The organism is Bradyrhizobium barranii subsp. barranii (genome assembly GCF_017565645.3).
GTDB lineage: Bacteria > Pseudomonadota > Alphaproteobacteria > Rhizobiales > Xanthobacteraceae > Bradyrhizobium > Bradyrhizobium barranii.
On the sequence record NZ_CP086136.1, the window covers coordinates 9577558 to 9589867 of the forward strand.

At 65.7% G+C, this 12310-nt stretch carries 11 protein-coding genes; 8 read left to right on the forward strand and 3 right to left on the reverse strand.

What is annotated here, in order from left to right; all coding sequences use genetic code 11:
• From J4G43_RS46495 to J4G43_RS46520, 6 genes are read left to right on the forward strand one after another with little or no spacing between them, the layout of a single operon-like run.
• The gene (locus J4G43_RS46495) at positions 1–1476 is read left to right on the forward strand and encodes a type II and III secretion system protein family protein (RefSeq protein ID WP_208088839.1); all 1476 of its coding nucleotides are present in this window, start codon (positions 1–3) and stop codon (positions 1474–1476) included.
• A 20-nt stretch (positions 1477–1496) separates the two neighbouring features.
• On the forward strand, positions 1497–2231 hold the full coding sequence (locus tag J4G43_RS46500; protein ID WP_085401884.1) for a CpaD family pilus assembly protein: 735 nt from the start codon (positions 1497–1499) through the stop codon (positions 2229–2231).
• Positions 2228–3493, forward strand: a complete 1266-nt coding sequence (locus tag J4G43_RS46505; RefSeq protein ID WP_063980969.1) for a CpaE/TadZ family protein — start codon at positions 2228–2230, stop codon at positions 3491–3493. Before J4G43_RS46500 ends, J4G43_RS46505 begins: the two co-directional genes overlap by 4 nt.
• A gap of 21 nt (positions 3494–3514) precedes the next feature.
• Entirely contained in the window at positions 3515–4978 is a 1464-nt protein-coding gene (locus J4G43_RS46510; RefSeq protein ID WP_208088840.1) for a TadA family conjugal transfer-associated ATPase, read from the forward strand.
• A 16-nt stretch (positions 4979–4994) separates the two neighbouring features.
• Positions 4995–5972 (forward strand): type II secretion system F family protein, encoded by a 978-nt coding sequence (locus J4G43_RS46515; RefSeq protein WP_063980967.1) that lies wholly within the window; start codon positions 4995–4997, stop codon positions 5970–5972.
• A gap of 9 nt (positions 5973–5981) precedes the next feature.
• The gene (locus J4G43_RS46520; RefSeq protein ID WP_063980966.1) at positions 5982–6956 is read left to right on the forward strand and encodes a type II secretion system F family protein; all 975 of its coding nucleotides are present in this window, start codon (positions 5982–5984) and stop codon (positions 6954–6956) included.
• A gap of 62 nt (positions 6957–7018) precedes the next feature.
• Here the strand turns inward: J4G43_RS46520 and J4G43_RS46525 are convergent, their stop codons facing one another.
• The 3 genes from J4G43_RS46525 to J4G43_RS46535 all read right to left on the reverse strand — a co-directional run bounded on the left by J4G43_RS46525 (position 7019) and on the right by J4G43_RS46535 (position 9852).
• Positions 7019–7831: a tetratricopeptide repeat protein gene (locus J4G43_RS46525; protein ID WP_208088841.1), complete on the reverse strand. Its 813-nt coding sequence runs from the start codon at positions 7829–7831 to the stop codon at positions 7019–7021.
• 94 nt (positions 7832–7925) lie between these two features.
• Positions 7926–9428, reverse strand: coding sequence for a metallophosphoesterase family protein (locus J4G43_RS46530; RefSeq protein WP_208088842.1), 1503 nt, complete (start codon positions 9426–9428; stop codon positions 7926–7928).
• Positions 9429–9684: 256 nt separating this feature from the next.
• The gene (locus J4G43_RS46535) at positions 9685–9852 is read right to left on the reverse strand and encodes a hypothetical protein (protein ID WP_208089634.1); all 168 of its coding nucleotides are present in this window, start codon (positions 9850–9852) and stop codon (positions 9685–9687) included.
• A 231-nt stretch (positions 9853–10083) separates the two neighbouring features.
• On the opposite strand from J4G43_RS46535, the gene J4G43_RS46540 reads away from it, so the two are divergent.
• Together J4G43_RS46540 and J4G43_RS46545 are read left to right on the forward strand one after the other, a co-directional pair.
• Positions 10084–11457, forward strand: coding sequence for a leucyl aminopeptidase family protein (locus J4G43_RS46540; protein ID WP_208088843.1), 1374 nt, complete (start codon positions 10084–10086; stop codon positions 11455–11457).
• Positions 11450–12304 (forward strand): C40 family peptidase, encoded by an 855-nt coding sequence (locus J4G43_RS46545; RefSeq protein WP_208088844.1) that lies wholly within the window; start codon positions 11450–11452, stop codon positions 12302–12304. Before J4G43_RS46540 ends, J4G43_RS46545 begins: the two co-directional genes overlap by 8 nt.
• The last annotated feature ends 6 nt before the right edge of the window (positions 12305–12310 follow it).

A 12310-nucleotide genomic window follows, 5' to 3' on the forward strand; every position in this document is an offset into this window, starting at 1 on the left:
ATGAAATGCAGGGCAGAACTGGCGACGATGCGAGCCTCAATGGTCCGCGCCCTGTCGTTTTCGGCCGCCTTCGCGCTGACGCTCAACCCGGTGCTCACCCCGGCGATCGCCGCCGACTACCGCCCCGTGGCGCAGGTCGCGGCCGACGGCCAGATGAACGCACGCTTCCTCTCGCTCGGCGTCGGCAAGTCGATCGTGATCGACCTGCCGCGCGACATCAAGGACGTGCTCGTCGCCGATCCCAAGATCGCCAATGCGGTGGTCCGCTCGTCGCAGCGCGCCTACATCATCGGCGCCTCGGTCGGCCAGACCAACATCGTGTTCTTCGACTCCGCCGGCCAGCAGATCGCGGCCTATGACATCGCGGTCAAGCGCGACCTCAACGGCCTGCGCGCAGCGCTCAAGCAGGTCCTGCCCAATTCCGACATCCAGATCGACGGCCTCGGCGACGGTGTCGTCCTGACCGGCTCGGCGGCGAACCCGCTGGAAGCGCAGCAGGCCAATGATCTCGCCGCGCGCCTCGCCGGCGGCGCCGAAAAGGTGGTGAACTCGATCGTGGTCCGCGGCCGCGACCAGGTCATGCTGAAGGTGACCGTCGCCGAAGTCGCGCGCACCATCATCAAGCAGCTTGGCATCGATCTCACCGCGAACCTGAACTACGGCACCTCGGTGGTGAGCTTCACCAACTCCAACCCCTTCACGGCTCTCGGCAAGAATCTGGTGGACGGCAACGCCCTGACCACGAAGTTCGGCGCGACGCCGTCGGTGCAGGCGACCCTGCGCGCGATGGAGAGCGCCGGCGTGATCCGGACGCTGGCCGAGCCGAACCTGACCGCGATCTCCGGTGAGTCCGCGACCTTCATCGCCGGCGGCGAATTCCCGGTACCGGCGGGCTATGCATGCGATCCCACCACGCATGTCTGTACCACCCAGATCAGCTTCAAGAAGTTCGGTATCTCGCTCAACTTCACCCCCATCGTGCTGAGCGAGGGCAAGATCAGCCTGCGCGTGATGACCGAGGTCTCGGAACTGTCGAACGAAAATTCGATCACGCTGTCGCAAGCCGTGACCTCGAACTCGGTGAACTCGCTGACGGTGCCCTCGATCAAGACCCGCCGCGCCGAAACCTCGCTCGAAATTCCCTCCGGCGGCGCGATGGCCATGGCCGGCCTGATCCAGCAGCAGACCAAACAGGCGGTCAGCGGGTTGCCGGGACTGATGCAGCTCCCGATCCTCGGCACGCTGTTCCGCAGCCGTGACTTCGTCAACAACGCGACCGAGCTGGTGGTGATCGTCACACCTTATGTCGTTCGCGCCGCGTCGCCAAAGGACCTGTCGCGGCCGGATGACGGCTTCGCCGCGCCTGCAGACCCGCAGGCCGAGCTGCTCGGCAATATCAACCGCATCTACGGCGTGCCCGGCCGGACCGAACCGGCCAAGAACTACCGCGGCACCTACGGCTTCATTACCGACTGAGGCGGAACGGGGATTTCACGATGATCACAGCACCACCCCAGATTCGCAAACGCGCCATCCGTTTCGGTGGCGCGCTCGTCGGCATGGCGCTCGCCCTCGGCGGCTGCCAGCACAACGAAGCGGTCACGGCCTCCATCCCCGACGATTACAAGCAGCGCCATCCGATCGCGATCGAGGAGCAGAACCGCTCGATCGTCGTCTTCGTCGGCCACGCCCGCGGCGGATTGACCGCCGCCCAGCGCGCCGACGTGATGGGCGTCGCCTCGGCCTGGCTGCACGAAGGCACCGGCGCCATCCGCATCGACGTGCCGTCCGGCACGCCCAATGCGCGTCCGGTCGCGGACACGATGCGAGAGATCCAGGCGATGCTGGCGGGCGCGGGCGTTCCGCCGCGCGGCGTCAACATTCGCCCCTACCAGCCGGAAGACAGGCGCTTCCTGCCGCCGATCCGGCTCACCTATTCCAAGATCGCCGCGGTCGCGGGTCCCTGTGGCCTGTGGCCGGACGACATCGGCCCCTCGATGAAGAACAAGAGCTGGTTCGAGAACAAGGACTATTACAATTACGGCTGCGCCTATCAGCGCAACATGGCGGCGATGATCGACAATCCGTCGGACCTCGAGCAGCCGCGGCCTGAAACGCCGTCCTATACGGCGCGTCGCACCACGGCCTTCGAGAAGTATCGCAAGGGAACGACGACGGCGACCACCTATCCTGAGGCCGAAAAGGCCAAACTCAGCGACACCGGCAAATGATCAGCTACGCTCGCCAGACTCAACAAGAGCAGTCCGAGGCGCCGACGCCGGTCGAGGAGCATATTGCTCCCTCACCGCGCGTGTCGGTCCAGGCTTTCTGCGAGACCGTCGAGACCGCTGCCGCGGTGCAGTCGGCCGGCGAAGACCGTCGTCTCGGCAAGGCCCATCTGAAGATCCAGATGGGCGGCATGGCGGCCGCGATCGAAGCCTACCGCTCGGCGCCGACGCCGAACGTGATCGTGCTCGAGAGCGACGGCCGCAACGATCTTCTGACCGGCCTCGACCATCTCGCCACGGTCTGCGACGCCGGCACCCGCGTGGTCGTGATCGGCCGCATCAACGACGTCACGCTCTACCGCGAGCTGGTGCGCCGCGGCGTCAGCGACTACGTGCTCGCGCCGGTCGGCGCGATCGACGTCGTGCGCTCGATCTGCAACCTGTTCTCGGCGCCCGAAGCCAAGGCGGTCGGCCGCATCATTGCCGTGGTCGGCGCCAAGGGCGGCGTCGGCGCGTCCACCATCTCCCACAACGTCGCCTGGGCGATCGCGCGCGACCTCGCAATGGACTCGGTCGTCGCCGATCTCGACCTCGCCTTCGGCACCGCCGGGCTCGACTACAACCAGGACCCGCCGCAAGGTATTGCGGATGCCGTGTTCTCGCCGGATCGCGTCGACACCGCCTTCATCGACCGCCTGCTGTCGAAATGCACCGACCATCTCAGCCTGCTGGCGGCGCCGGCGACGCTCGACCGGGTCTATGATTTCGGCACCGACGCCTTCGATGCCGTGTTCGACACGCTGCGCTCCACCATGCCGTGCATCGTGCTCGACGTTCCGCATCAATGGTCGGGCTGGACCAAGCGCGCCCTGATCGGGGCGGACGACATCCTGATTGTGGCAGCGCCTGATCTCGCCAATCTGCGCAACACCAAGAACCTGTTCGATCTGCTGAAGGCCTCGCGGCCCAACGATCGGCCTCCGCTCTACTGCCTGAACCAGGTCGGCGTCCCGAAACGGCCCGAAATTGCCGCCGCCGAGTTCGCCAAGGCGATCGAGAGCCAGCCGGTCGTCTCGATCCCGTTCGAACCGCAGATCTTCGGCTCGGCCGCCAACAACGGCCAGATGATCGCGGAGATCTCCGCCAACCACAAGTCGATCGAAATGTTCCTTCAAATCGCCCAGCGCCTGACCGGCCGCAGCGAGACGAAGAAGCAAAAGTCTTCCTTGCTTTCACCCCTGATTGACAAGTTGCGGGGAAAATAAGCCGCCGCATGGAGTTGTTAAGTGTTCGGTAAGCGTAGCGGAACAGACACCGATACTCGGGCTCCCAAGCCCGGCGCCGTGTCGCCAGAGCCTGCCCAGGCTCCGGCGTCCGCGGTGTCGCGCGCGCCGCCCCCACCGGCCGTCGCCTCGCCGCCGCTTGCCCCCGCCCGGCCGGCGCCGGCCATGGAATCCCGCCGCTCGGACAATTACTACGAGGTCAAGGCGACGATCTTCGGTGCGCTGATCGAGGCCATCGACCTCGCCCAGCTCGCCAAGCTCGACTCCGAGTCCGCGCGCGAGGAAATCCGCGACATCGTCAACGAGATCATCGCGATCAAGAATATCGTGATGTCGATCGCCGAGCAGGAAGAGCTGCTCGACGATATCTGCAACGACGTTCTCGGCTACGGCCCGCTGGAGCCTCTGCTGTCGCGCGACGACATCGCCGACATCATGGTCAACGGCGCCGACACCGTCTACATCGAAGTCGCCGGCAAGATCCAGCGCACCGGCATCCGCTTCCGCGACAACCAGCAGCTCCTCAACATCTGCCAGCGCATCGTCAGCCAGGTCGGCCGGCGCATCGACGAATCCTCGCCGATCTGCGACGCGCGCCTCGCCGACGGCTCCCGCGTCAACGCCATCGTGCCGCCGCTGTCGATCGACGGGCCCACGCTCACCATTCGAAAATTCAGGAAGGACAAGCTGACGCTGGATCAGCTGGTCAGGTTCGGCGCGATCTCGCCGGAGGGCGCGGAAATCCTCCAGATCATCGGCCGCGTCCGCTGCAACGTGCTGATCTCCGGCGGCACCGGCTCCGGCAAGACCACGCTGCTCAACTGCCTGACCAACTACATCGAGCACGACGAGCGCATCATCACCTGCGAAGACGCGGCCGAGCTCCAGCTCCAGCAGCCGCACGTGGTACGACTGGAAACCCGTCCGCCCAACATCGAGGGCGAAGGCCAGGTCACCATGCGCGAATTGGTGCGCAACTGCCTGCGTATGCGCCCCGAACGCATCATCGTCGGCGAAGTCCGCGGACCCGAGGCGTTCGACCTGCTCCAGGCCATGAACACCGGCCATGACGGCTCGATGGGCACGCTCCACGCCAACAATCCGCGCGAAGCACTGTCGCGCTGCGAATCCATGATCACGATGGGCGGCTTCTCACTGCCCTCGCGCACCATCCGCGAGATGATCTGCGCTTCGATCGACGTCATCGTCCAGGCCGCGCGCCTGCGCGACGGCTCGCGCCGCATCACGCACATCACCGAGGTGATGGGCATGGAAGGCGACACCATCATCACCCAGGACATCTTCCTCTACGACATGGTCGGCGAGGACGCCAACGGCAAGATCATCGGCCGGCACCGCTCGACCGGCATCGGCCGCCCGAAATTCTGGGAGCGTGCGCGGTATTACGGCGACGAGAAGCGCCTTGCCGCTGCGCTCGATGCGGCGGAAGTCGCGCCGAAGACATGAGCAGATCGGCGCAGCCATGAACATGCAGGTCCTTGCCCTCGCCTTCCTCGCCACTGCCGCCGTCGGCGGCATCGCCTGGGTGTTCCTTTATCCGCTCCTGTCCGGAGAACGGAAGGCGGAAAACCGCCGTGCCTCGATCGCGCGCGCCGATGCGCCCGCGGCCAAGCAGACCGAAAAGAGCCAGCGGTCGCGCCGCGAGCAGGTCGAGACGTCGCTCAAGGATCTCGAGGCGCGGCGCCAGCAGGAGAAGAGCGTTCCGCTCGGTGTTCGCCTGTCGCAGGCGGGGCTCGACTGGACGCCACAGAAATTCTGGATCGTGTCCGCCGTCGTGGCGGGAGTGCTGTTCGCGGCCGCCATGTTCGTTGGCGGCGGCCTGCTTGGCGCCGCCGGCCTTGCCTTTGCCGGCGGCTTCGGCCTGCCGCGCTGGGCGCTGGGCTTCCTGAAGAAGCGACGCGAAAACAAATTCCTGGCGGCGCTGCCCGATGCGGTCGACGTGATCGTTCGCGGCATCAAGGCGGGCCTGCCGCTGTTCGAATCGATCAAGGTCGTCGCCGCCGACTCGCCTGAGCCGCTGCGCAGCGAGTTCCTGGCCATCATCGAGACCCAGGCGATCGGCATGCCGCTCGGCGAGGCCTGCTCGCGTCTGTACGAGCGCATGCCGCTGCCGGAAGCCAACTTCTTCGGCATCGTCATCTCGATCCAGCAAAAATCCGGCGGCAACCTCTCCGAAGCGCTCGGCAACCTCTCCAAGGTGCTGCGCGACCGCAAGAAGATGAAGGAAAAGATCCAGGCGATGTCGATGGAGGCCAAGGCCTCGGCCGGCATCATCGGTTCGCTGCCGCCGATCGTGATGTTCCTCGTCTATCTCACGACTCCGCACTACATCTCGCTGCTTTGGACCCATCCGACCGGCCAGCTCATGCTGGTCGGCTGCGTCGTCTGGATGTCGATCGGCATCATGGTGATGAAGAAGATGATCAATTTCGATTTCTGACGGTGCCGTATGGTCGAATTCCTCGTTTCGAAACTGCATGATGTCCGCTTCATGACCATGCTGCTGGCGGCCATCGCCGCCAGCGCCACCGTCTATACGCTGGTGATGCCGCTTTTCGCCGGCGAAGGCCTCGCCAAGCGCATGAAGGCGGTGGCGAGCGAGCGCGAGCGCATCCGCCAGCGCGAGCGCGAGCGCCTCAACAAGAGCGAGAAGGTCTCGCTGCGCCAAACGCCGAAGCAGGTCGTCTCCCGGGTCGTCGAGGACTTCAACCTCACCAAATGGCTCGCGCAGGAAGCCGCGCGCGACAAGCTCATCATGGCGGGCTATCGCGGCCAGGCGCCCTATATCACCTTCCTCTTCGCCCGCATGGTGGCTCCGCTCGTGCTGTTCGTCGGCTCGATCATCTACGTGTTCCTGATCGCGCATATGCAGCAGTCGATGCCGATCAAGATCGGCATCTGCATCGGCGCGGCCTATCTCGGCCTTCAGGCGCCCATGCTGTTCCTCAAGAATGCGATTTCCAAGCGCCAGCTATCGATCAAGCGCGCCTTCCCCGATGCGCTCGACCTGCTCCTGATCTGTATCGAATCCGGCATGTCGGTCGAAATGGCGTTCCGGAAGGTCGCTACCGAAATCGTTGGCCAGTCGATCGCGCTGTCCGAGGAGTTCACCCTGACCACGGCCGAGCTGTCCTATTTGCAGGATCGCAAGGTCGCCTATGAGAACCTGGCGCGGCGCACCGGGCTCGAGGGCGTCAAGTCGGTGTGTCTCGCGCTTCAGCAGGCGGAGCGCTATGGCACCCCGCTCGGGCATTCCTTGCGTGTCATGGCGCAGGAAAACCGCGACATGCGCATGAACGAGGCCGAGAAGAAGGCCGCCGCGCTGCCGCCGAAGTTGACGGTGCCGATGATCCTGTTCTTCCTGCCGGTGCTGTTCGTCGTCATTCTCGGACCGACCGGCATCAAGATCAGCGAGCTGCACTGACGTCGAGACGCGGACCGCGCGCGGTCCGCCGGCAGCTTCAGGATTGCAAGATCAGGCTCTGATCAGTCGGGCTGGCTGAGCGAGGCGACCGGCGTCCGCTTCGGTGCGCCGCGCGGAGCGTCGCTTCGGCTCAGCATTTCCTTGAGGTAAGCGACATTGGCCGCGGCCTGGTCCGGCGGCAGGTCGGCCTTCACGATCGTCTCGGCTTCGGCGAAGCGGCCCTGGAGACCGATGACGAGGCCGAGATTCTGCCGCACCCGGGTACTGGCGCGCGGCGAGGCGTAGGCCTGCCGCAACGCCTCTTCGGCCTTCGGCAGGTCCTTCGACAACATGTAGGACAGGCCGAGATTGGAGAGCACGCCGGGATCGCCTGGTGCGATCCTCAGCGCGCTCGCATAATAGGAACGCGCCTCGTCGTGGCGGCCCATCTGATCGAGCGCCGTGCCCTGCACCGAGAGCAGGCGCCAGTCCGGATTGTCGGGCGAGTGCGCCTTCGACAGCACGTCGAAGGCTTGCTGAAAATTGCCGTTGTCGGCGAGCGCGCGGCCATACTGCGCGAGCAGCGCCTTGTTGCCGGGATTGGCGATGGTCGCCTGCTCGAGCACGGCGGCGGCCTGGGCGCGCTGGCCGTTGGCGCGCAAGGCCAGGCCGTAGCCGAGCGCCGCGTCGGCGTCCTTGGGATTGGCACGGTAGCGCTCGCCATAGACCTCGACGGCGCGCGCGGGATCGGCGGGGGCGGCTTCCGTCCGCGGCCCGACAGAGCCCGTGACGTCGGAGAGTTTCGACATGGCCGTGCAGCCGCCGAGGCCCATGGCCACTGCCGCCACCAGCGAAGTGGACGCGAGAAGCCGGGCAAGACTGAACCGTTGACGCATGACGCTTTTGACTCAAGAGCCGATTGATCGAGCCGAACGCGCCAGCAATAGACTGTTAACCCTAACGGCGGGTTAACGTCAGCCTGGCTGCCCCTCACGGCGGTGTCTGCGGCGGCGGCTCGCCACCGAGGGCCAGATCGAGACCGAGCACCCTCACCGGCTCGTTCAGGTCGTGCAGCAGCAATTGCAGCCGCCGCCGCGACTGAGAAACATCGACGCCCGCGCTCGGCATCCCGGGCCATTCGCGCCGGAAGTCGTCGCGGTTGACCAGCCGCTTCGCAAGCAGCTCGTCGACCTGAACATCGTCAATGCCGAGCACGTCGGCGCAGTGCTCGATCAAGCGGCGCAGCAACAACTTCACCGCGGCCAGCGCCTCGGCGTCATCTCTACGCTCCGATCTCGCGAACTTGCCCCCGATATCGGCCCAGACCCATGAGGTGACGAGATAGGCGTGGAGCGCGCTCGACCAATCCACCTCGCCGTCGGCATAGAACGCGCGGCGCATCAGGAGCCGGCGGGCCTGTGCGGCAACTTGATCACGCTTCAGCATCGCACATGAGGCGATCTCGATGGCCGACTGGACGGCAGGATCACGGGAAAAATCCCGTCCTGCCGGCAACCTGATGACGCCGTCCGGCAGGTTCGGGTCGAGCGGCCCGAAGGTGCCGTCGTTGCGTGGCCGCGAATAGCGCGTGATCGCGAACTGATGCTCCGTGCGACCGGCCTGGGACGATGCGCCAAAATGAATGATGTTGAAGCCGGCATCATCACCGGCCTGCCCGGTCGAGGACGGACAGGAGAGCACGTAGATCGTACGCCAGAAGGCTTCGCCGCTCGCGCTCCGCGTGGCACGCGGATCCGGGATCGAATAGCGGGTGAGCCCCTCGACATGCCGGTGTCCATGCAGGACCAGATTGACGTTGAGCGACGTCGCCGCTTCGAGGAACGTTGCGGGCGCCGCGAGATACATCAGCGGTTCGTCGGGCACGCCGAGAAACCGCTTTCCTTCGCCGGTCGCCTGCGGCAGCGGATGATGATGCAACGCCAGCACGCGCACCAGGTTTTCCGCCGGCTCCGCATAGTCGGCGCGCCCCACGGATCCCATGCTGCCCGCGAGCTCGACGCTCAGCCGGGCGGAATCCGCAACAAGCGCGCTGTAGGCGCTCTCGTCGATATGGCCGCTCGCGAGCGTCGAGAGGCTCGCGCGGTTGGAGTCCAGCAGCACCAGATCGAGGCCAGCCTGGCGGTAATAGACGCTCTTCGAACTCCGCGGCAGGTGCAAATAATCATAGACGTCGTGGCGGCCCGCGCGCTGGCTCGGGCGCTTGACGTCGTGATTGCCCGCGACCGCCTGGATATCGGTGAACAGTCCGGTCCGCCGGAAGGACGCGATGACGGCGAGCGCTTCGTCCAGCGCGCGCGGCGTCGGGTCGTCCACGAGATCACCCGTGATCAGCAGAATGCGATCGGGAACGTCCGCGAAGTCCGCCATCCTCGTGCGGATTGCGGCACTGAGCGCCTCGGTCGTCGCCAGCAACCGGCCTGACCCGTCCAGATGCAGGTCGGAAATCTGCGCAATAACGAACGCTCTATCCATTTTGCGCCGCTCATTTGCGAATGCTGCGCCGCCCAAACGATGAGAACAATGCTTTCGACGAACAGGTTTGGCCGGATATCAAGCCGGCCCGCCGCGTTGCTGCGCAAGATGCCAGCAGAACCGCACGGCACAATCTAAAATATCCGTCAATAATGCCACAACCGCGGCGCTAGTAAAGCCCCGCGGCCGCGCGCTCGTGAACGGCAGTTCTCAGCATGGATACGAGATCCGCCCGGCGATGGTTTCGCTCACCCGATCAATATTCGATGGCCAGCCGCTTGCGGATTTCGTCGATGCGCTTGTCGAGCGCATCGAACCGCGCGTGGACGGAGCGGTCGTGGAGATAGAAGACGTAGCCGCCGGCAAGGAATGCGAAGATCCAGTGATGATGCTCGCCTGGCCGATGAATGTGACCACGCTCCACACAAATTCCATTGCAGTTTCCTCCCGGCAGGCCTCGTCTTCGGCCGCCGGTCATCTCCTGCACACTTTTCCCAGTCGATCCGGCGGCCGTTGCCGGAACCTAGCATGGGCCCCTTGCGGCGAGTAGCGGGTCGCTGAACGGTGACAGCAAAGCCGATTGCAGCCGCGGCGAAACTCTGCGAAGTCTCGTCCGTTCGCATGACCAGCTTGATCTGACGATCCGGACCCGCCAATGCCTTCTGTCTTCGAGACATCGCCCACCGCCATCCCGATCACCTTCGTCACCAAGTCGAGCTGGGATCAGGTCGCAGAGACGCTGCCGCCGGTGCAGCGCCAGTTCGCCACCGCGAGCGCCTTTGCCGCCAAGCCGGGCGGCTATCTCGCGCTGCCCGCCCCGGACGGCGCGATCGCGCAGGTGCTGTTCGGACTCGAGGACGAGGGCGCGAGATCACGCGACCTGTTCCGGCCGGGCGCCCTGCCCGGCCTGCTGCCGCCGGGCATCTATCGCTTTGCCAATGCGCCGCACGATGCGCGGCTGGCGTCGCTCGCCTTTGCGCTCGGCAGCTACCGCTTCGCCCGCTACCGCAAGGCTGACCGCCCCGCCGTCCGGCTGGTACCGCCCGATGGCGTCGACGCGGCCGAGATCAATCGCGTGGCGGATGCCGCGATGCTGGCGCGCGACCTCATCAACACGCCGTCCAACGACATGGGCCCGGAAGAGCTTGCTGCGGCCGCGCACGCGCTCGCCACGGAATTCGGTGCGAGCTTTGCCTGCACCATCGGCGAGGACCTGAAGACGAATTTTCCACTGATCCACGCCGTCGGCATGGCCTCGGACCGCGCGCCGCGGCTGATCGACATCGGCTGGGGCGATCCTGATCATCCCAAGGTGACGCTGGTCGGCAAGGGCGTCTGCTTCGACACCGGCGGGCTCGACCTCAAGCCGTCGAGCGGCATGCTGATCATGAAGAAGGACATGGGCGGCGCCGCCAACGTGCTGGCGCTCGCGCGCATGGTGATGGATGCGAAGCTCAAGGTCCGCCTGCGCGTGCTAATTCCGGCGGTCGAAAATGCCGTCTCCAGCAATGCTTTCCGGCCGCTCGACATCTTCACCTCGCGTAAGGGCATCACGGTCGAGATCGGCAACACCGACGCGGAGGGCCGGCTCGTGCTCGCCGACGCGCTGGCGCTGGCCGACGAGGAAAAGCCGGACCTTCTGATCGATTTGGGCACACTGACCGGCGCGGCGCGCGTCGCGCTGGGGCCGGATTTACCGCCCTTTTACACCAATGATGAGACGCTGGCCGCCGACGTCGCGCGGTGCGCGACGAAGGAGAACGATCCGTTGTGGCGCATGCCGCTGTGGCCGCCTTACGATGCGTGGCTGGACTCCAAGACCGCCACCATCACCAACGCACCCTCAGGCGGCTTTGCCGGCTCGATCACCTGCGCGCTGTTCCTGCAACGGTTCGTCGAGCAGGCGAAAAGCTGGCTTCATGTGGATATTTACGGCTGGACCCCGTCGGCGAAGCCGGCGCGGCCCGAAGGCGGCGAATGCCAGGCCGCGCGCGCCATCTACGCATTGTTGAGCGAGCGCTATGCATGATCCAGGACACGACCCAAGGCTGACACCGGCGCGCGGTGACCTCGCCGCGAAATATCTCGAAGGCAAGGTGCAAGCCGACCGCTTCGTCACCGGCGAGGAATTCGAGGTCTTCGATCCGATCGCACCGGTGCGCGAGCAGCCGTCGTCGAACGCGATGCTGATGACGGAGGCGCTGCGCGGCGAGCGCGTCACGGTCTACGACCGCAATGGCGAGGGCTGGGCCTGGGGCCAGCTTGGCGGCGATGGTTATGTCGGCTGGCTGCCTGATGCAGCGCTGATGAAGCCGTCGGCCGCCCCGACCCACAAGGTGAGCGCGCTCCGGACATTCCCCTTCCCCGGTCCCTCGATCAAGCTGCCGCCGGCCGGCACGCTCGCGCTGGGCTCGAAGATCGCGGTGGTGCGCGAGGACGGCAGCTTCGCCGTGACGCGCGACGGACAATATCTGCCGAAGGCCCATCTCGCCCCGCTCGATCACCGCGAGCCGGACTTCGTCGCGGTCGCCGAACGCTTCGTCGGCACGCCCTATCTCTGGGGCGGCAAGAGCAGCCTCGGCATCGACTGCTCCGGCCTCGTGCAGGTTTCACTGACAGCAGCGGGCATCGGCTGCCCGCGCGACAGCGACATGCAGCAGGCAGGGCTCGGCCGCGCGCTGGAGCCGCATGAGCGGAGCAGCTTGCTGCGCGGCGATCTCATTTTCTGGAAGGGCCATGTCGCCATCGTCCGCGATGGCGGCACCATGGTTCACGCCAATGCGCATCACATGGCAACCGTGATCGAGGCGACCGAGCCGGCGATCGCGCGGATCAAGGCGGCTGGCAGCGAAATCGTCGCGATCAAGCGGCTCTGACCCGAG

Excerpts from the sequence above, each read along its gene's own strand:
- J4G43_RS46515 (WP_063980967.1), top strand. The coding sequence starts at position 4,995 with ATGAACATGCAGGTCCTTGCCCTCGCCTTCCTCGCCACTGCCGCCGTC.
- J4G43_RS46495 (WP_208088839.1), top strand. The coding sequence starts at position 1 with ATGAAATGCAGGGCAGAACTGGCGACGATGCGAGCCTCAATGGTCCGC.
- J4G43_RS46500 (WP_085401884.1), top strand. The coding sequence starts at position 1,497 with ATGATCACAGCACCACCCCAGATTCGCAAACGCGCCATCCGTTTCGGT.
- J4G43_RS46540 (WP_208088843.1), top strand. The coding sequence starts at position 10,084 with ATGCCTTCTGTCTTCGAGACATCGCCCACCGCCATCCCGATCACCTTC.
- J4G43_RS46530 (WP_208088842.1), bottom strand. The coding sequence starts at position 9,428 with ATGGATAGAGCGTTCGTTATTGCGCAGATTTCCGACCTGCATCTGGAC.
- J4G43_RS46520 (WP_063980966.1), top strand. The coding sequence starts at position 5,982 with ATGGTCGAATTCCTCGTTTCGAAACTGCATGATGTCCGCTTCATGACC.
- J4G43_RS46525 (WP_208088841.1), bottom strand. The coding sequence starts at position 7,831 with ATGCGTCAACGGTTCAGTCTTGCCCGGCTTCTCGCGTCCACTTCGCTG.
- J4G43_RS46505 (WP_063980969.1), top strand. The coding sequence starts at position 2,228 with ATGATCAGCTACGCTCGCCAGACTCAACAAGAGCAGTCCGAGGCGCCG.
- J4G43_RS46545 (WP_208088844.1), top strand. The coding sequence starts at position 11,450 with ATGCATGATCCAGGACACGACCCAAGGCTGACACCGGCGCGCGGTGAC.